Below are 19,448 nucleotides of genomic sequence, written 5' to 3'. Positions count from 1 at the left end.
GGATACCAATGCGCCGGCCGCTCAGTCCCAACCCACATCTGCGATCCACTGCTCGAGCCGCGCACCGACGGCTATACGTCCTCAGGGATCGCCGCGACATCCACCCCTGCCCACCGCGCCTCCGACACCGCTTCGACCCACGTTCGCCCGGCTGCTGGTGGCGCAACCACGCATCAGATGTCCGACGCTGCTGTCGTAGCGCCGGGCGGTGCGGCTGCGCCGGGCAGTCCGCCGACCCGCGCCGAAGGCACCGCACGGGCAGCTGTCACCCATGGCGGATCTGGTGCGCCGATCGGACACGGCGATCACGATGCGTACGTCGATCACGATGCGCATGTCGAGCATGTCGAGCATGTCGAGCATGTCGAGCATGTCGAGCATGTCGAGCATGTCGAGCATGTCGAGCATGTCGAGCATGTCGAGCATGTCGAGCATGTCGAGCATGTCGAGCATGTCGAGCATGTCGAGCGGGCCGAGCAGGTCGCGCAGGTCGCGCATGTCGAGTATGCGGATAACGGTGAGCGTGACTCTCATGCCCGGCGCGATGATCTCGATGCGCACGGGGATCACGCTGCGAATGCGGGACATGCTGATGCGACTAGGTCCGACGGGCAAGACGCGCACGCCGACCACGATGTGCGTGCTGCCGCGCCCATCCACGACGCGGATGTTGATCACACCGGGCATGGCGATCGCACCGGGCATGGTGGACACGCCGATCACGCCAGGCACGACATGCATGCGCACCACGATGTGCGTGCTGCTGCGGCCATCCACGACGCGGATGTTGATCACACCGGGCATGGCGATCGCACCGGGCATGGTGAACAGGCCGATCACGCCAGGCACGACATGCATGCGCACCACGATGTGCGTGCTGCTGCGGCCACCCAGGATGCGGATGCCGATCACACGGGGCATGGCGACCGCGCCGATCACGCGGTGCATGGCGGGCATGCGGGGCATAACGACCGCGCCGATCACGCTGGCCATGGTGGGCATGCGGGGCATGGCGTCCGTGCCGATCACGCCGATCACGCCGATCACGCGGGGCATGCGGGGCATGCGGGGCATGGCGGGATGTCCATGGCGGACATGGCTGCTGATATGCGGAATCGGTTTGTGGTTGCGGCGGTGTTCGCGGTGTTGGTGATGTTGTGGTCGCCGATGGCTAGTGACATGTTCGGGGTGCATCTGCCGGTGCCGTTCGGGATGCGGCAGGACATTTGGGCGCTGGTGTTGAGTTTGCCGGTGATCTTCTATTCGTCGGCGATCTTCTTTACCGGCGCGGTGGCGGCGTTGCGTGCGCGCACGTTGGACATGATGGTGTTGGTCGCGGTGGGGATCGGGGCGGGCTGGCTGTATTCGCTGGCGATCACGCTGACCGGCGGTGGCGAGGTGTTCTATGAGGCCTCGACGATGTTGGCAACCTTTGTGCTGCTTGGTCATTGGTTCGAGATGCGGGCTCGGGGCGGGGCCAACGACGCGATCCGCGCGCTGCTGGATTTGGCGCCACCCAAAGCGGAGGTGATCCGCGACGGCACGCCGGTCGAGGTGCCGACCGCCGAGGTGGTGGTCGGTGACCTGTTGCTGGTGCGCCCCGGCGCGAAGATCGCCGTCGACGGCGTCGTGGAGGAAGGCGACAGCGAGGTCGACGAGTCGATGGTGACCGGCGAGAGCATGCCGGTGCACAAGGAGCCGGGCTCGACGGTCATCGGCGCGTCGCTGAACACCAACGGCACCTTACGAGTTCGCGCGACCAAGGTCGGGGCGGATACCGCGCTGGCGCAGATCGTGGAACTGGTTCAGCAGGCACAGAATTCGAAGGCGCCTGGCCAGAAGTTGGCAGACCGCGCGGCTTTCTGGCTGGTGCTGGTCGCTCTGATCGGCGGCGCCTTGACCTTCGCGGTGTGGTTGCTGGTCGGTGCGTCCTTCGCCAAGGCGATGCTGTTCGCGATCACCGTCGTGGTGATCACCTGCCCCGACGCCCTCGGCCTCGCCACCCCGACCGCCATCATGGTCGGCACCGGCCTCGGCGCGAAACGCGGTGTGCTGTTCAAGAATGCGCTGGCACTGGAGGCCGCGGCCCGCATCCAAACGGTTGTAATGGACAAGACCGGCACCCTGACCAAGGGTGCACCGGAAGTCACGGATGTGGTTACAGCAGAAGGGTATTCAGCCGACGATGTGCTGCGCCTGGTCGCCGCGGTAGAACGCGAGTCCGAACACCCGCTGGCCGCCGCAATCGTCCGTTACGCCGAAAACCTGGGTGTCGCTACGCGAGTCGAAGGCGTATCCGACCCCACCCTCGGCCGCTCGGCCCATGCCAGGTTCGACGGCAGTCGCGCGGTCGACGGCAGCGGCTCCGAAATCGCTGGCCGCGCAAGAGGAGTAGCGGACACGACGGCGCCCAACCCAAGCCACACAGGCGTTCCTGGCCGTCGCGTCGCCGACGGTGAGCGTGCCGAAACACTGGGTGCCGCAACGCGGGTCGGGGGCGTATCCGACCTCACCCTCGGCCGCGCGGTCCCCGCCATGACCGACAACGGTATCGACGGCAGCGGCTCCGAAACCACCGGCCGTGCAATAGGGTCGGCTGGCGCGCCGCAACCCGGCCAGACCGACGTTCCCGGTCATCGTGTCGCCGATGGCAACCATGCCGAAACCCTCAGTGGCACAGCTGGATTCGCTGCCCAGGCGTCCGAGAAAGAATCTATCGCTGAGGCCGACGGACGCCGACGCGGCGCGAGTGTGTCGACCGACGAGCTCGGTCACGGTACGCACGCTGAAACCGTCGGCAGTCCGAGGTTGTCCGCCGAGAAGTTCGAGAACGTCCCCGGCCATGGCGCGATCGCCGAGGTCGACGGCCACCGCGTCGTCGTCGGCAACCGCCGCCTGTTCGAGCGTGCGCACATCGATATCGGATCGCTTGCTGCGCAACGTGATCGGCTAACCGACTCCGGCCACACCGCCGTCCTCGCCGCGATCGACGGCACTGCCGTCGCGGTGATCGCCCTCGCCGACGCACCGCGCGAGACCTCCGCCGCGGCGGTCGCCGAGCTGCACGATCTCGGTATCGAGGTGGTGATGTTGACCGGCGACAATCGCGCGACCGCCGAACGCATCGCCGCCGATCTCGGTATCGACACCGTAATCGCGGAGGTCCTGCCTGGCGACAAGGCCGCGAAAATCGCCGAGCTGCAGCGTGCGGGCCGCAAGGTCGCGATGGTCGGCGACGGTGTCAACGATGCCCCCGCGTTGGCGGGCGCCGATCTCGGCATCGCGATCGGCGCGGGTACCGACGTCGCCATCGAGACCGCCGACCTCGTCCTGATGCGCTCCGACCCACTCGACGTCCCCACCGCCCTGCGCATCGGCCGTGGCACCCTGCGCAAGATGCACCAGAACCTGGCCTGGGCCGTCGGCTACAACACCATCGCCCTGCCCATCGCCGCGGGCGTGTTCGTCCCGGCCTTCGGTTTCACCCTGCGTCCCGAGATCGCCGCCATGTCGATGTCCGGTTCGAGCATCATCGTCGCCCTGAACGCGGTGTCGCTCAAACGCCTCCGCCTGCCCGGTCGATCCTCGGCGGACGACTAAGGTGAACACGGTGAGTCAGCCTGTAAAACGCCCCCGCCAGCCGCGGATGCAGCTGGAGGTGCGCCGCGAGCAGGTGCTCGACGCCGCCCTACGGCTGGTTACCCGCCACGGCTACGCGGCGATCACCATGGAGGCGATCTCCCGCGAGGCCGAACTGGCCAAACCCCGTGTCTACGCGGCGTATCCAGGCGTGGAACCGCTGCTGCTCGCACTCTTCGACCGCGAAGGGCAGCGTGCGCTCGCCACCCTGGCCGAGGCGATGCCTGTTTTCGCCGACGACGCCGAGTTCGACGACATCCTCGTCGCGGCGATGAAGAACCTGCTCACCGCGGTCCTCGCCAACCCCGATTCGTGGCGGTTGCTCCTGCTCCCTGCCGTCGACGCCCCGAGTCAGGTCCGCGAACGGTCCGAGGCCGCAATGCAATTCGCGCTCGATCAGATGCGCGCTCTGCTCGAATGGGGTCGCGATCGCCGCCCCGGTCTTGCCGATATGGATCTGGAACTGCTGGCCATGTCCCTGATCGCTGCGGGGGAGCGGGCCGGTCATCAGGTCCTCACCGACCCTGAACAGTTCAACGTGGACCGCTACGAACGTTTCGCCCGCAGCATGCTGGCCGCCGTCGCGCCGCACTGATCGGCTAGCCAACGGATGTCCGTCAATCGTGTGCGCGGCGGGCCCGAAGGTGCAGCGCACTCGTCGAGGGGACGCGGCTGAGGTATGGCGCGGGTCCAGTCTTGGTTGTCGCGTTGGCGGATGGGGGTGCCGTTTAGGGCTGCGCACGCATTCGAGTCGGTTGCGTGACACATAGGCGGCCCGCAGCTCGGCGCATACCGTCATCATCTGGGGTGTCGAGAAGGCGGATCTGCGTACGAGTGTGTTGGCGGGCCTGGCGGGCCGGTGGTGGCACACCGTCTTCTGCGTGCCGCATCGGATCGGAATCGGTTGCCTACCGCCCACAGTGCACGGCCACGTCACTCGCGGCACGGCGCCGAGCTATGCAGGGGCGCCGAAATTCAGCGTGAGCGTCGAGCGCGCCTTCGACGGTCGCGCGCACTTCGTGCTGTACATGTCTGAGACACTGACCTAGATTCGGTGAGCATGGAGACGATTGAGCTCACCGCGCCTGACGGCCGGCTCGAGGCGATAGTGGCGCGGCCGTCCGGGGAGGGACCGTGGCCGGGGGTGGTGGTGCTCCACGATGGGGTGGGGTTCAGTGCGGATCTGCGGCGGACCGTGCGGATGCTGGCCGACTACGGGTATCTGACGATCGCGCCGAATCTGTTTTCGCGCGGGCGGGTGCGCTGTATCCGGACGATCTATCGGGCGCTGGTGTTCACCGGAGACGGACCGCCGGTACGTGACGTGCTGGCCGCCCGCGATTGGCTGGTCGCCGAACCCGATTGCACCGGGCGCACCGCCGTTGTCGGATTCTGCATGGGCGGTGGGTTCGCGTTGTTGGTCGCGCCGAAGGGTTTTGACGCGTCCGCGCCGTTCTACCCGTCGCTGTACGGCGACTATCGCGCCATGCTCGAGGGCGCCTGCCCGGTGGTCGCCAGCTATGGACAACGCGACCCGATCCTGATCGGTGCGCCACGCAAACTGGACGAAGCGTTGACCGTACTCGGCGTCGACCACGACATCAAGGTCTACCCGAAGGTCACCCACGCCTTCGCCAACGTCACCCCCGTCGACCCGCTGCTGCGCGTCACCGGCCTCGGTTACAGCGAGGATGCCTCCCGCGACGCCTGGGACCGCATCTTCAGCTTCTTCGACACCCACCTCACCGGAGCCGAAAAGCCCTGACCCCAGGGGCCGTCCGCGCGAATCGCTGTTCGCGTTCAAGATCATGGGGAACTGGTGGCGGGGCTCTCTCGGACAATGCCGCCACCAGTTCCCCATGATCTTGGTCGGCTCGCCGCTCGGTGGTGAAGGAGGCCTCTCGGGCTGTGACCGTGCGCCCGACTTGGATCAATCGGGACCGCTGCGGGAGAGTTCCTTACCCTGTGCCGTGCGGAGTCCGTCCCGGCTTCGTGACTGTCGGGGCGGGTATCGGTTTCGCCCACTGGACCAGTCGTCCGGTTTACCCGCCGTCGGCCCACGTCAGTTCGATGGTGGAGAAGTGGGCTCGCAGTTCGGGACTCGATGATCGCCGCGCTCGGCTGCGGCCACCCGTGACTGATCACGGCGGTAGTGGTTCGAGCACGCTCCATTCGGTATCGGTCAGAACTCAGGTACGAGCGCTTACTCGCCGCTCCACTGCGGCGCGCGCTTTTCGGCGAACGCGCGGGGACCTTCGAGGGCATCCTTGCTGATGAACACCGGGCCCGCTTCCTCGAGACTCATCTGCCAGATCGGGGTATCCCAATCGGAGCCGAAGTCGTTGACGCGGTGCATGATTCGCTTGGAGGCGCGAACCGCCAGCGGTGCGTTGGCGGCGATGGTCTCGGCCAGTTCGAATGCGGTGGTCAGCACCTGGTCGGCGGGCACCACTCGGTTGACGAGCCCCCAGCGCGCGGCGCTCGCGGCATCGATCGGGGTGCCGGTCAACGCCATCTCGAGTGCGATCTTCGGCGGTACCGCGCGCGGCATCCGCAGCAATCCGCCTGCGGCGGCGACCAATCCGCGCTTCACCTCGGGCAATCCGAGCGACGCTTCCTCGCTCATCACCGCGAGATCACTGGCGAGCACGATCTCGGTGCCACCGCCGAGGGCGAACCCGTTGACAGCCGCGATGAGCGGCTTGTCGACGAAATGCTGTACCAGTCCGGCGAATCCGTACTCCGGATGCGCCGGATCGTGAATCCCGATGCCGCGCGCCAAATCCTTGAGGTCGGCCCCGGCGCAGAACGCGCGCCCGGCGCCGGTGATCACCCCGACCCGCAGCCCGGGATCGGCGGCGAGCTCGTCCAGCGCGGCACCCACCGCGCTCGACAACGCGGCATTCACCGCATTCATCGCCTCGGGGCGATTCAAGGTGATGACGGCGATATGCCCCTTGCGTTCCAGCGTTGCTGCGGCGGTCAAGGTTGGCCCTCCTTCAGAAGATCATTCGAACCTACCGGGGCCTGGCGGGGGCATCGCACCGAATCCCGGTCAGCGGACGGCGAGCTGTCATGCTCGACGGGACTGCTTACGTTCAATGCTGAACGGCAGTGCTGGAGTTCAACGGCGCATCGGGTGGTGCGCTCAACCTCCTCGAATAACGGCTGATAACGACACCGCTCGCCGTTGATCACGATCACACCTCGGGCGCGGTTCTAGGTCTCCTCTGCCCGCCGCGCGATGCCGGTCTCGGTGCATTCGGCGATGACCAAGCCCTGCACGCGAGGGCGATCAGCTCAGGGCTGACCGGCCGCTCGGAATTGTGGTTCGGCCAGGCGCGATTCGACCGCACCAAGGACCGCGCCGCACGGCACGCAATGACCGGTTCGGGCATCGGCCCCATGCGAGACTTGCCGCGTGAGTGGGCCGAGCGAAGACATTCAGCACAACACCGGCAAGCCTGAAAACACGGACGCGAGCACCGGTAGTCACGCGGTGCCGGATCGCGGCGACGTGATCGGGTCCGGACTGCTCTGGCTCGCCAAATGGGCGCTGTGCGTTGTCGCGATCGCGGCGGGCGCGTGGGTGCTGATGTATCTGCTCGCGAAACTGTGGGTGGTCATCCTGCCGGTCGCGCTCGCGATCGTCGTCGCGACCGTGCTGTGGCCGCCGACCCGGTGGCTCACGCAGCGCGGCTTGCGTCCGGCGCTGGCGGCGAGCATCACGATGGTCGTGTTCGTCGGAGCGCTGGCCGGAGTGATCGCGCTGATCGTGCCGTCGGTGGTCGACCAGGCGCCGGACCTCGCCGACAAGTCCACCGCGGGCGTCAATCAGGTGCGCGACTGGATGCAGGGACCGCCGCTGCGGATCGGCGACGAGCAACTCACCTCCGCGGTCGACGCGATCGTGTCCCGGTTGCAGTCGAGCGCCGCGCAGATCGCGGGTGGCGTGTTCAGCGGGGTGTCGACGGCGACGTCGGTGCTCATCACCCTGTTTCTGGTGCTCGTACTGAGCTTCTTCTTCGTCAAGGACGGGCCGCGGCTGCTGCCCTGGCTGCATGCCGTGCTCGGCAGCCGCAGCGGCCGTCATGTCGAGGAGGTGCTGGATCGGATCTGGGCCACCCTCGGCGGCTTCATCCGGACCCAAGCGCTGGTCAGTTTGATCGACGCGGTGTTCATCGGTGCCGGGCTGGTGATCCTCGGCGTCCCGTTGGCGCTGGTGCTCGCGGTGATCACGTTCATCGGTGGTTTCGTCCCGATGGTCGGCGCGTTCGTGGCCGGTGCGCTCGCGGTGCTCGTCGCGCTGGTCGGCAACGGGTTCACCACCGCGTTGATCGTGCTCGGCATCATCGTCGCGGTGCAGCAGCTGGAAGGCAATGTGCTGCAACCGGTTTTGCAGAGTCGGAGCATGAAACTGCACGCGGTGCTGGTGTTGCTTGCCGTCACCGCGGGCAGTTCACTGTATGGGATCGTCGGTGCGTTCCTCGCCGTGCCGGTCGTTGCGGTGGTCGCGGTGGTGGTCCGCTACATCGGCGAGCAGATCGATGTGGTCACCGCCGCGCCGCTGGCGTCGGACGACGAGGTTCAGCCGGCACCGAAGTAGCTCAATTAGGTTGGCGGGCAGCCGAAAGCGCGGCGATGGCGTCGGCGAACATGGTGTTCTTGATGGCGCCGAGGGTGTTCGGGTCCTTGCCGCCGAGCGGAGCGAGCATGGCGAGGGCGGCGTCGGTGATCGCGCCCTCGGCGGCGGTGGCGTCGACGATATCGACTGCGAGAGCGTCGTTTCCGCCGAAGCGACGGCCGGTGGTCATCGAGGCGACCGCGGTCTTCGGCGTGAGCTTGGCTTGGATGAGCGCGGCCATGCCCGCGGTGAACGGAATGTGGATGTCGACCTCGGGGAAACAGAAGTAGCCGCGGTCGGCCCGCATGACGCGGTAGTCATGGGCGATGGCGAGCATGGCGCCCGCGCCGAACGCGTGGCCGGGCAAGGCGGCGGCGGTAGGGACGGGCAGGGCCAGTACACGCGCGAAGAGTGCCTGGACCTCGCCGATGTACCAGTCGGCGCGGTCGCCGTTGCCGCCTAGCCAGTCCAGATCGAGACCGTTGGAATAGAACTTTCCGCTGGCGGTGGTGACCAGGCCCTGTGCGCCGTTGGCGAGCACGGTGTCGAGGTGAGTGTTCATCGCGTCGAGAAAGGTTGGCGAGAAACGGTTTTCGTCGTCGCCGAGGTCTAGAACGGCGATCTTGTCGTGGTAGCTGAGAGACGGCATGGGGTTCCTCGGGTTGCGGGTGGATGGAGCATTCATTGCGGTGGGCCTAGTGCGAGCACGGCCCGTACTGCCGCGCGAAGTTGGTCGCGGGCAAGGGGATTAGTAAACCTGTTGCGGCGCAGCAGGATCGCGGTCGGTAGGTCGACGAGGCACAGATTGAGTACGTCGACCGCGCGACCGTCGCCGCGATCCCACAGGTGCCGGGACAGTCGGATCATCAACTCCACCAACACCTTGTCGGTATCCGCGAGCTCGGTTGCGATGGCGTCGGGCACCTCGCCGAGCAGTTCGTCACGCTCGACTGTGAGCAGTAGCCGTGATGAGGTCGGGAACTTCTCGGCGAACACGACCGGTGCCTCGGCCGCGGCGATCACGGCGTCGATACCGTCCTGCCGGTCGGGCCCGTCCAGCGCGGCGTCGACCAGCGCGGACTGCAAGGCCAGAAACCGGTGCGCGGCCCGCAACCAGGTGCGGCCGAGCAACTCCGCCCGCGAACCGAACGTGTGATAGATGGCCCCGTTGGACACCCCGGTCGCCGCCGCGACGGCGCGAGTGGTGACCGCGGCCGGACCCGACCGCACGGCCAGCGACTCCGCAGCATCGAGCACGATGTCGGGATCGTGCGTCCGGGGGCGAGGCATAGAAACACAATAACAGAGCGATTGCTCTGCTATTGGATCGAGCGGCCGCAGTCCCCGATCCGTGCTCTTGCGTTCGCTATTCGGCGCGCACTCTCGGTCTCGCCGGTAATCGGCGTGGCCGCATGGTTCGCGCCGGTGGTTCAGGCGTGGGCGCTAGGTCCCGCCGATAGTGGCGCGCATATCGATCCGGTCGGTAATAGGGCCTGGCCGCGTGGCTCGCTTCCAGTGGTTCACGCGTGGGTGCTCGGTTTCGTCGGTCGTCGGGTGTGGCCGCGCGGTTCACGCCGGTGGTTCAGGCATGGGCGCTAGGTCCTGCCGATAGTGGGCGCGGCGGCGCGCATGTCGGTCCGGTCGGTAATTGGGCCTGGTCGCGTGGTTCGCTCCGGTGGTTCATGCGGGGGTGCTCGGTTTCGTCGGTAGTCGGGTGTGGCCGCGTGGTTCGCGCCGGTGGTTCGGGCGTGGGCGCTAGGTCCCGTCGGTAATCCGACGTGGCCGCGTGGCTCGCGCCGGTGATTCAGGCGCGCACTCTCGGTCCCGTAGGTAATTGGGCCTGGCCGCGTGGCTTACTCCGGTTAATCAGGCGTTGGCGCGCTAGCTCCAACCGGTAATCGGACGTGGCCGCGTGGCTTGCCGCCGGTGATTCACGCGTGGACGCTCGGTTGGCTGGGGTGTTCGCGCGTGCTTTCGGCTCCGGCGTGTCCGGGTTCGTTTCGATTGTCGGGCATTGACGGGAAGTCCAGGATGGCCATGGGCGCGCTCGCTGCCTGGGTTGCGAGTGTCTTTGGTCCGCCTCCGGTAGTCGGGTGAAACTTGGCGGGCGAACTCTGGCGGGCGGACGAACTTGGCGGTCGGCGAAACCCGGCGGGCGGACGACACTGGGCGGTCGGGCGAACCCCTGGCGGTCGGGTGAAACCTGGCGTGCGGGCGAATCCTGATCGGTCGCGCATCGCCGAGCCATTGTCGGCAGTCGCTCGATTGCGCACGCGCACTAGATATTTCGTCAAGTTACAGGTACTCGGGGTCGCTCGAATGGTCGTGGCGCAGCTTGGATATCCTCGTACGAGCCGACGAGACAATGGGGTACTGTTCGGTCCTCGCACCCCTGCCCGAACGAACAGAACGGCGCCCGGCATGTCACGTGTGGTCACCAAGGAGCAGTACTTCGACACCGCTCTGGAGGTGCTCGCCGAACTCGGTTTCAAGGGGCTCAACATCGGTGTGCTGTGCCGCAGACTCGGCGTCACCAGCGGCTCGTTCTATCACCACTTCGGCAGCTGGCAGGGCTTCGTCGACGCACTGCTCGAGCACTGGGAGAACCGTCAGGTACTGATCCTGCGCACCCTGAACTTCAACCAGGGCAACCCCGACGACGACATCCGCGCCATGTCCGACCTCGCCGTCGGCCTGCACCACGCCGCCGAAGCCGCGATCCGCGCCTGGGCCGCCAACGACGAATCGGTGAACCTGGCACTCAAGCGAGTCGACGAATCACGCAGGCGCACTGTGCACAAGGCGATTCTGGGTGTCGTCGGCGACAACGACACCACCGCGGTGGTGACCTCACTCGGCATGGCAATGCTGATCGGCTACCAGCAGATCGCCGCAAGCGGGGAAGTCATCTCCCTGGACAAACTGCTCAACGAATACGCCCGCCTGATCTACTCCCACGCCCACCGCTGACCGCGAATTCCGTTACAGTGCAACGCCGCTGACTACATCGAGTATGCACGTTCCGTGCAGCCGTGCAGCCGTGCAGCCGTGCAGCCGTGCAGCCGTGCAGCCGTGCAGCCGTGCAGCCGTGCAGCCGTGCAGCCGTGCAGCCGTGCAGCCGTGCAGCCGTGCAGCCGTGCAGCCGTGCAGCCGTGCAGCCGTGCAGCCGTGCAGCCGTGCAGCCGTGACGTGACGTGACGTGACGTGACGTGACGTGACGTGACGTGACGTCGTGACGCTGCGATGCCGTGACGCCGCGATGCGCGCCCCTGACCGTGCGCGCTGCGGGCAGCCAAGGGCTGATGGACTTCATCGCGCCAATTGCGCAGTCTCGATGACTGCGGAGTGCCGCCGTGCGGAGCACTGTTGGTGTAGTGCCGCGCTGCTGGCGTGGCGCCGCTAACCGCGTCGGTCGCGCTTGTATGCGGGAGTTGCCGCGCACGTTTCCTCGTGCTGCGCGCGAAACTGCTGGCGATTCTGTGTGCGCCGTGCGACATTGTGCGTGGCAACGACATCCGCGCCCCCGTTTCGTCGAGAGGTGCTCGAATTGTGAAGTGTCGCAGGGTGGTGCGGCTCTGCGGTCTCAGCCCAGCAACTCGTCCACATAGCACCAGCGCCACGCCTCGCCGGGCTCGACGCTGCGCATCACGGGGTGCTCGGTGCTGCCGTAATGCTTGGCCGCGTGATTGCCGACCGAGGACTCGCAGCAGGCAATGTTGCTGCAGGACAGGCACATTCGCAGGTGCACCCAGCTCAGCCCCTCGGCCAGGCATTCGGCGCAGACATCTGGCCCCTCCGGCTCCATCACCAGTGGTGCGTCTTGGAGATGCACGCAGGTATCGCCTGCGGTGGGGGCGGCGAGTGGTTCGAGACGTTCTTCTTCGGTCTCGTCGTATCGGTCGATCATCGATTCCTCGAGGTCGAGCCGGGCCAGCACGTATTGCAGGATCTCGTAGTCGGCCCCGCCCGAATCACGTACGCGCAGCACGGTTTCCCGTTCCGCGCGCAGCATCTCCAAGCGCAGCCGCCGGTACTCGGCGGTCGGGGTGGCCAGTTCGGATTCGGATCGGCCGAGGCGTTCCCAGGCGGCGTTGGTCTTCCAGGTGACCCGGTCGCGCAGCGAATCGATAACCGACGCCGGTGTTTCCTGGGTGATCCACTTCTCGAGTTCGGTGAGCCCCGCCGTAGTCGCCTGCTGGAGCAGATTCGCCTTCTGCAGCGCGTTTTCCGCGCGACTCGGCCCACGCAGGTGCAGCAGCTTCACCAGCCATGGCAGCGAAGTACCTTGCAGCAGTAACGTTCCCGCGACGACGACCAGCGCGAGCAGTTTCAACACGGGCAGCTGCGGGGTGTCCTCGGGCAGCAGCAGCACCGCGGCGAGGGTGACCACGCCGCGCATGCCAGCCCACGACACCACCGTGGAATTCTCGATCGGCACGCCTCCGGTATGGCGTCCGAGTCGGCGAATCAGCAACGACCACGGGAAGATCCACAACGGACGCGCCAGCATCGTCGCCAGCAGCACCCCGATCGCGGCCACCACCACGGTCCGATGATCGAGCCCGCTGCTCCACGCACCCTCGAGGATCGCGCGCACCTGCAACCCGATGATCACGAACACCGAACTCTCCAGAATGAACTGGATGGTGCGCCAATTGGTGCGTTCCGCGATGCGCGACGCCGCGCTCTGCCACACCGGTGCACCGTGCCCGAGGATCATGCCGCAGGTGACCACCGCGATCACACCGGACGCGCCGATCCCTTCGGCGGGCAGGTACGCCGCGAACGGCGCCAGGAACGACAGCGTGGTATCGAGCACCGGGTCGGTGATCCGACGACGAAGCAGCGCAAGCAGATACGCCACGACGACACCCACCGCGGCACCACCGCCCGCGGCGAGCAGGAAGTCGCCGCCCGCCTGCCACACCGACACCGTTCCGGCCGACGCGGCGATCGCCGTGCGCAATGCCACCAGCGCGGTCGCGTCGTTGAACAGCGACTCGTCCTCGAGGATCGTGACGATCTGGCGCGGCATCCCGATCCGCCTGGCCACCGCCGTCGCGGCCACCGCATCCGGCGGCGCGACCACCGCGCCGAGTGCCACCGCGACCGCGAACGGCACCGGAAGCAACCACCACACCACCGTCGCGACGGCAAAGGTACTGAACAGCACCAACCCCACCGACAGTGATGCGATGGTGCGCAGATTGGCCCGGAAATCCACCAGCGACGTGCGGATCGCCGCCGTATACAGCAGCGGCGGCAGCAAACCGAGCAGGATGATCTCCGGATCGGGATGGATCTCCGGCACGAACGGCAGATACGACGCCGCGACCCCGGCCAGGGTCAAAACCAATGGCTCGGACACTCCGAAACGGCGGGCGAGCGCCGCCAACGCTGCCGCAGAAGCAACAAGAACCACTAGGCCGATCGCGACATGCACCGTCGCATTCTCGCAGAGCGCACCGACGGCAACTCTGGCCGCAGTACATGACACGTCCGGTGTCGACGGATTTCCTGTGCCGGAGGGGTTCAGGGGCCATGCTTGTCGGCGACAAGGAGGTAGGCATGGAGGAGTTTGCGTCCTGGCGGGCGAACGGCAGGCGGTTCACCCACCGCGGCCACCAGATCTTCTATCGCGACGACGGCGGTGGTGCCGACGGCACACTGGTCTGCATCCACGGATTCCCGACCGCGTCCTGGGACTGGCACCGCGTCTGGCCCGGCCTCTGCGAGCGGTTTGCCAGGGTGCTCGCGCCGGACATGATCGGCTTCGGCTGGTCGGCCAAGCCACGCAATTACCTGTACTCGATCGCCGATCAGGCCGATATTCACGAGAATCTCTTGCGAGAGCAGGGAATCGACCGGTTCCACATCCTCGCCCACGACTACGGCGACACCGTTGCGCAGGAATTGCTGGCCCGCGACGCCGAACGCCGTACCGCGGGTGACGAGTCGCTGGTGGTCGAATCGGTGTGCCTGCTCAATGGGGGATTGTTCCCGGAGACGCATCGTCCCCGGTTGGTGCAGCGGCTGTTGGCGAGTCCGCTCGGACCGCTGGTCAGTTTCTTGGCCACCGAGCGCGCGTATACGGCCAGCTTGTCGTCGGTCTTCGGGCCAGACACCAAGCCGAGTCGAGAAGAGCTGGACCAGTTCTGGACGCTGTGGTGCGGCAAGCGCGGTAAACGTAACGGGCACAAGCTGATTCGTTATATGAGCGAGCGTCGTCAATACCGCGAGCGCTGGGTCGGCGCGCTGCGTGATACTCAGTTACCGGTGCGCCTCATCGACGGCCTGCTCGACCCGGTCTCCGGTGCGCACATGGTTCGTCGTTACCGCGAGCTGATTCCGAATCCTGATGTCGTGGAACTTCCGAAGGTCGGTCACTATCCGCAGGTGGAAGCGCCCGCCGATACCCTGACGGCTTTCCTCGACTTCCATGCCACCCGGGTGCCGCACCGCACCATCTGACCATGTGCGAATCTGGAGAGTGACGGGACAGAGGTGGCGACTCGCCATAACCCAGTGCTTCCTCGGCGGTCATGGCGTTCGCTGACTGGCCGGGCTTCCCGGCTTGCGCGGCAAGTCGATCGCCGACGTGCTGGAGCTGCGCTGGGCATCGCCGGAAGTCTCGGATCGCGCGCGTGGTCCGCTGAGCGCGCGGGTCGGCCGACTAACCGCGCGCGCGGGTGGAGCAGGTCGGGCGGTGTACTCGGCGCCGAGGTCGTCGCCGTACCGAGTGACCGTTGCTGATCATCGAGGTTGTTGCTGGACTTGGCGGTTGTCGCCCAACTTCGCGGTTAAGATCAGCCGTCCATCCGGGCCGAGCGCTACATCGTCGGGCCCGGGGCCCAGTAGCTCGAATCGGGTGGGTGCGGGAAGTGGTGGGGTGCTATGGGTTTGGCGCGCTCGCGGGGGAGTGGGTGGCGGTGTCCAGCGTTGGGGATTCATCGTCGATGTGGGCACGTCTCCGGGGGCGTAGTGCCGGGTTGGTCGATGTCTCGGCGGAACGGTGGGGGTAGGGGCGGGTGCTGCGGATCGAACGTTCGAGTACAGATCGGGCGACGTAAGGAGTGTTGCTAGGCTCGCCGGACCTGGCGGTCATCGCCGGACCTGGCGGTCATCGCCGGACCGCCGCTCGAGCGGCCGCTCAGCCCGGTCGGCGTCACGTTTATGGCATATCCCATAACATGGCGATATGGCAGGGACACGTCGAGCGCGTAGTGACAGTTCGGTACGTCCGCGTGCGGGTGATGCGCGGCGGCGGATGATCGAGGGCGCGGTCGAGTCGTTGCGGGTTCACGGTGCCAGCGCGACGAGTGTGGATCGGGTGCTCAGCAGTACCGGGGCGCCGCGCGGGTCGGTGTATCACCACTTTCCCGGTGGGCGCACGGAGCTGATCAATGACGCGGTCGTGGCGGCGGGGGCGCTCATGTCCGAGTTCATCGAGCAGCTTGCCCTCGACAACGACCCGGTGACCGCACTCGACCTGTTCGGCGCGGTGTGGCGGCAGACGTTGATCGACAGCGACTTCCGCGAAGGCTGCCCGGTGTTCGCCGTCGCGGTCGAAACCAATGACGACGCACCGGAATTCGCGCGTGCCGCCGCCGATGTCTTCGCCCGCTGGCAACGCGCTCTCGCCGATATGCTCGTCCGCGACGACATTTCCGACCTCCGCGCGAGCAGCCTGGCCACCCTTACCGTCGCCGCCATCGAGGGTGCGATCGCCTTGTGTCGAGCCCAGCGCGACATCACGCCGCTCGACAACGTCATCCGCGAACTCCGTGACTTGATCTCTGCCATCACCCGTATAGCGTCAGAGCCAGTCTCGCCTGGATCCATTTAGCGCAGGCTGGCACATCCGACCGATGGTGCGCCGGTTGCATGCCGCACCGTCTGAGGATCCGCACCCCACCGACACACCCGCCCGACCAGGCGACACCCTCTGTAAACCCCAAAACCGGTCAACCTTGGCCCGCAACATCGAAACCCCATCACAACGCTCCTCGCAGATCAGGTGTTGCAATCACCCCTTGAACCCAAGTCACTGCAGACGCCCAGAAGGAGTGCAAATCCCGAGAGAGGGTGCGGTTTTCGAGTGTGTGGGCCGGGGGTGTTCATTCGACGAGCATCCGGTGGGCGGGGTGGGTGGTACTCCTTGACACACCTATTATGGTGGATACCATAATCAGGATCGGGTTCGCGTGAATCGGGTTTGTGCCGAAGCATTCTCGCGGTCCGATCGTTGACCAGCGCATCGAAGGAGCCGCCGATGTCCGCCGCCGATCGCCAACTGGAGACCATCGAATTGGTGCAGGACGGGCGGGTGCTGACGGCGCGGGTCGTCGCGCCGCCGCTCAACTTCGCCACTCCCGCGTTCGTCCGTGATCTGGATGCGCTGACCGCCGCGGTCGACGCCGACGACACCGTCGGCGCGGTCGTGCTCACCGGCGGGCTGCCCGGCCGGTTCCTCACCCACGCTGACCCGCGCGCGCTCATCGGCATGGTCGAGCTGCCGCATCCGTTCATCCCCGCGCGGGTTGTCGCACCGTTCCTGCGGGTCGGCGATGTGGCGATGCGGCTGCCCGGCGCGACGCGATTGGCGGAACGTTTCGGTGGTGGGCTCGGCGCCGGACTGGTGTGGGGGCATCGTTGGAAGCGGACCACGCTGCGGATGAATCGTTCCGCGGTGGTGTACCTGGCCGCGATCAACGGTCCCGCGCTCGGCGGCGGTCACGAGATCGCGCTGTCCTGCGACCTGCGGTATGCCGCCGACGCCGACCACGTCAAACTCGGTCAGATCGAGACACTGGCCAACCTGATCCCCGGCGGTGGCGGAACCCAACGCCTGTCCCGACTCTTGGGCGCCGCCAAGGCAATTGAGGTAACCCTCGAAGGCGCACCGCTGTCGGCGCGGGAAGGTTACCGGCTCGGCCTGGTGCATCGGCTGGTACCGGAAGATCAGCTCCTGGCCGAAACCCAAGCGACCGCAGCACGATTGGCCACGCGTAACCCCGTCGCGATCGCAGAAGCCAAGCGCGCCATCTACTTCGGCACCGACAAGTCACTGTCCCGGGGCCTCGACCGCGAGCAAGCCGGATTCATCTCCGCGGGCACCACCGCCGCCGCAGGCCGCACCACCACGGCCTTCCTCGACGACCTCGAACGCCTCGGCGACACCCCATTCCTCGCCGAGCTCAAGCCCTGGCTCGACGGCACCCGCGTCGACCAGGTCGGCGACTGATCGACCCGGCTCACCGCGAAGTATCCAACAAGCTGGCCTGGATCGAATCGAGAAGGCTTGCCGCGCAACATCTATTGCGCCGCGCGTGAATCAGTCAACGATTCGGTGCGTAGCCCGACGCGAGGTCTGTCGCGCGACACGAGCCGCACTGCGGGACGTGTGCTGCGGCAATCGGCAGTCACACGGCGGGCCGGTCTGCGGTGCGTGGCTTCCATGATCAACGGCACCTGATCGAGATCTCTACTCGCGCAACGCTAGAGGTCATGCGCCGTTGATCACACAGGGGCCATGTCCCTCGCGCGCGAACGCCCCGCCCGTGAACATGTCACCGTTGACACGTTCACGGCCGGGGCGTTCCAGCGCTACCGTTCGCGAGCCCCTCATCGACTCGTGAAGGTGCCGGGCTAGGGCGTGTTGCCCTGGACGTCGATGCCGCGGGTGGCGAGCCAGGGGAGTGGGTCGATCGGCTCGCCGCTGGGGAGGTGGATTTCGTAGTGCAGGTGCGGACCGGTGGAGAAGCCGCGGTTGCCGACGGTGGCGATGATGTCGCCCGCGCGGACCTGCTGGCCGACGGTGGCGAGGGTTTCGTTGACGTGGCCGTAGATGCCGATGGTGCCGTCGTCCTGCTGCACCCGAACCCACATGCCGAAGCCGCTGGCCGGTCCGGCCTCGATCACGACGCCGTCGGTGACTGCGGCGATCGGCGTGCCGATCGGGTCGGCCAGGTCGAGGCCCGCGTGCAGTGCGCCCCAGCGCACGCCGAAGGTGGAGGTCAGCACGCCGGCGATGGGGCGAACGGTCTTGGGTCTGGCGGCTTCGGCGGCGAGGCGGTGCTGTTCCCACACGACGTTGTTCGGCACGGTCTGCGGCATCTGCGCTTCGCGCGGGGTGAAGGCGGTGAACATGGCCTGCGTTGCCACGTCGACGGAGGCGTGCTTTCCGGCGGTCAGATGGCCGGAGGTCGATTGCTGATCGGCGGCGGCGAGGACGCCGAGCGAGGCGCTGACGACCGCGGACACGGCCACCGCGCGGGTGGCGGCACGGTGGCGTCGAGTCCGGGTCGCGCCCCGACGAGAAGATAACGGAACGGTCACGGGCATGGAACGAACGTACGGGAGGCTCATGCACGTTCCGCAATCGTATGGCTACCGTCACAGTCGTGTGAAAGCCCAGTTCACGTATTACAAGTATGTAACGCAGACGCATGCCTCGCGTGTTCACCTGGGGGAACTCCGTATTGCGCCCAGTTGACCAAATGGTCGCTAGCTGATCACACTATTTCAGTGGCGACTAATGGAGTCCGTGCCCTCATGGCGCTGTCCGACCCGACCCGCCGCGCCATCTTCGAGGCGCTTCCGCAGGCCCCGCGCGCGGTCGGCGAACTCGCGGAACTCACCGGCGTGACCAGCTCTGCCGTCTCCCAGCACCTGCGCGTCCTCCGCGAGGCCCGCCTGGTGATGATGCGCCCCGACGGCAACCGCCGCCTCTACTCCCTCGACCCGCGCGGGCTGAGCGATGCCCGCGACTACCTGGACCAGTTCTGGCCGAGCGCCCTGGCCGCCTACTCCGCCGCACTCCAGACCGCCCGCACCGACGCCAGCCTCTGAATAAGCCCGATTGCGTTGCCGTCAACCAACATCGGCCGCCTACCAACCGGACGCTCTCGCGGAATTGCCAACCGTCCGCGGGCGTACTTGGCTTGGCCCGATCGCATCACCGGCGACTGTGCAGCGTTGCAGACCGTGCAGCGTGACGGGCGTTTCCGGCAGTATCACGCGGTCCTGCCATCGATCAGGATCAGACCGTAACGCAGGCCCAACCTGCCAGAGCATCGGTGATGTCGTTGGTCGCGCGGCCTGCCGACGGCGGGTGGCCCACTCGCGCTGACGTCAGCCTCTGGGTCGCTGTCGTTGATCATGACCGGCCACGGTCGTTTCGCCG

16 protein-coding genes are annotated in these 19,448 nt (G+C 66.8%); 10 read left to right on the top strand and 6 right to left on the bottom strand.

Translation table 11 applies throughout. The features are described from left to right. Positions 1-81: 81 nt before the first annotated feature. Positions 82-1,056: a hypothetical protein gene (locus tag OG203_RS02645; RefSeq protein WP_405168215.1), complete on the bottom strand. Its 975-nt coding sequence runs from the start codon at positions 1,054-1,056 to the stop codon at positions 82-84. Between the two features lie 39 nt (positions 1,057-1,095). Here OG203_RS02645 and OG203_RS02640 point away from each other — a divergent pair, with 39 nt between their 5' ends. The 3 genes from OG203_RS02640 (at position 1,096) to OG203_RS02630 (ending at position 5,404) form a co-directional block, all read left to right on the top strand. Further along, a complete protein-coding gene (locus tag OG203_RS02640) occupies positions 1,096-3,600 on the top strand; it encodes a copper-translocating P-type ATPase (protein WP_405167756.1) in 2,505 nt (834 codons plus the stop codon). A gap of 10 nt (positions 3,601-3,610) precedes the next feature. Next, on the top strand, positions 3,611-4,234 hold the full coding sequence (locus OG203_RS02635; protein WP_405164037.1) for a TetR/AcrR family transcriptional regulator: 624 nt from the start codon (positions 3,611-3,613) through the stop codon (positions 4,232-4,234). A 465-nt stretch (positions 4,235-4,699) separates the two neighbouring features. Further along, entirely contained in the window at positions 4,700-5,404 is a 705-nt protein-coding gene (locus OG203_RS02630) for a dienelactone hydrolase family protein (RefSeq protein ID WP_405164036.1), read from the top strand. Between the two features lie 438 nt (positions 5,405-5,842). On the opposite strand, the gene OG203_RS02625 is transcribed toward OG203_RS02630, so the two are convergent. Then, positions 5,843-6,625, bottom strand: coding sequence for a crotonase/enoyl-CoA hydratase family protein (locus tag OG203_RS02625; protein WP_405164035.1), 783 nt, complete (start codon positions 6,623-6,625; stop codon positions 5,843-5,845). Positions 6,626-6,807: 182 nt separating this feature from the next. Here OG203_RS02625 and OG203_RS02620 point away from each other — a divergent pair, with 182 nt between their 5' ends. Beyond that, positions 6,808-7,107 (top strand): endonuclease domain-containing protein, encoded by a 300-nt coding sequence (locus OG203_RS02620; RefSeq protein ID WP_405167755.1) that lies wholly within the window; start codon positions 6,808-6,810, stop codon positions 7,105-7,107. Between the two features lie 31 nt (positions 7,108-7,138). Further along, entirely contained in the window at positions 7,139-8,245 is a 1,107-nt protein-coding gene (locus OG203_RS02615; protein WP_405167754.1) for an AI-2E family transporter, read from the top strand. A 1-nt stretch (position 8,246) separates the two neighbouring features. Here the strand turns inward: OG203_RS02615 and OG203_RS02610 are convergent, their stop codons facing one another. Together OG203_RS02610 and OG203_RS02605 are read right to left on the bottom strand one after the other, a co-directional pair. After that, positions 8,247-8,912: an enoyl-CoA hydratase-related protein gene (locus OG203_RS02610; protein WP_405164034.1), complete on the bottom strand. Its 666-nt coding sequence runs from the start codon at positions 8,910-8,912 to the stop codon at positions 8,247-8,249. A 32-nt stretch (positions 8,913-8,944) separates the two neighbouring features. Next, complete coding sequence (locus OG203_RS02605) at positions 8,945-9,553, bottom strand: TetR family transcriptional regulator (RefSeq protein WP_405164033.1); 609 nt, start codon at positions 9,551-9,553, stop codon at positions 8,945-8,947. A 1,131-nt stretch (positions 9,554-10,684) separates the two neighbouring features. Between OG203_RS02605 and OG203_RS02600 the strand changes: the two genes are divergently transcribed. After that, entirely contained in the window at positions 10,685-11,233 is a 549-nt protein-coding gene (locus OG203_RS02600; RefSeq protein ID WP_405164032.1) for a TetR/AcrR family transcriptional regulator, read from the top strand. A 613-nt stretch (positions 11,234-11,846) separates the two neighbouring features. Here the strand turns inward: OG203_RS02600 and OG203_RS02595 are convergent. Further along, positions 11,847-13,706: a Na+/H+ antiporter gene (locus OG203_RS02595; RefSeq protein WP_405164031.1), complete on the bottom strand. Its 1,860-nt coding sequence runs from the start codon at positions 13,704-13,706 to the stop codon at positions 11,847-11,849. 125 nt (positions 13,707-13,831) lie between these two features. On the opposite strand from OG203_RS02595, the gene OG203_RS02590 reads away from it, so the two are divergent. From OG203_RS02590 to OG203_RS02580, 3 genes are all read left to right on the top strand, one after another. Further along, positions 13,832-14,734, top strand: coding sequence for an alpha/beta fold hydrolase (locus OG203_RS02590; protein ID WP_405164030.1), 903 nt, complete (start codon positions 13,832-13,834; stop codon positions 14,732-14,734). Positions 14,735-15,461: 727 nt separating this feature from the next. Then, complete coding sequence (locus OG203_RS02585; protein ID WP_405164029.1) at positions 15,462-16,109, top strand: TetR/AcrR family transcriptional regulator; 648 nt, start codon at positions 15,462-15,464, stop codon at positions 16,107-16,109. Positions 16,110-16,535: 426 nt separating this feature from the next. Further along, positions 16,536-17,507, top strand: coding sequence for an enoyl-CoA hydratase/isomerase family protein (locus OG203_RS02580; RefSeq protein ID WP_405164028.1), 972 nt, complete (start codon positions 16,536-16,538; stop codon positions 17,505-17,507). A 404-nt stretch (positions 17,508-17,911) separates the two neighbouring features. On the opposite strand, the gene OG203_RS02575 is transcribed toward OG203_RS02580, so the two are convergent. Then, positions 17,912-18,607, bottom strand: coding sequence for a M23 family metallopeptidase (locus tag OG203_RS02575; RefSeq protein ID WP_405164027.1), 696 nt, complete (start codon positions 18,605-18,607; stop codon positions 17,912-17,914). Between the two features lie 210 nt (positions 18,608-18,817). On the opposite strand from OG203_RS02575, the gene OG203_RS02570 reads away from it, so the two are divergent. Next, entirely contained in the window at positions 18,818-19,114 is a 297-nt protein-coding gene (locus OG203_RS02570; protein ID WP_405167753.1) for an ArsR/SmtB family transcription factor, read from the top strand. Positions 19,115-19,448 lie beyond the last annotated feature (334 nt).

Source organism: Nocardia sp. NBC_01499 (assembly GCF_045040275.1).
Taxonomy (GTDB): Bacteria; Actinomycetota; Actinomycetes; order Mycobacteriales; family Mycobacteriaceae; genus Nocardia.
Note: the sequence above shows the minus strand (reverse complement) of the source record. Positions and strands in the feature narration are given on the sequence as shown.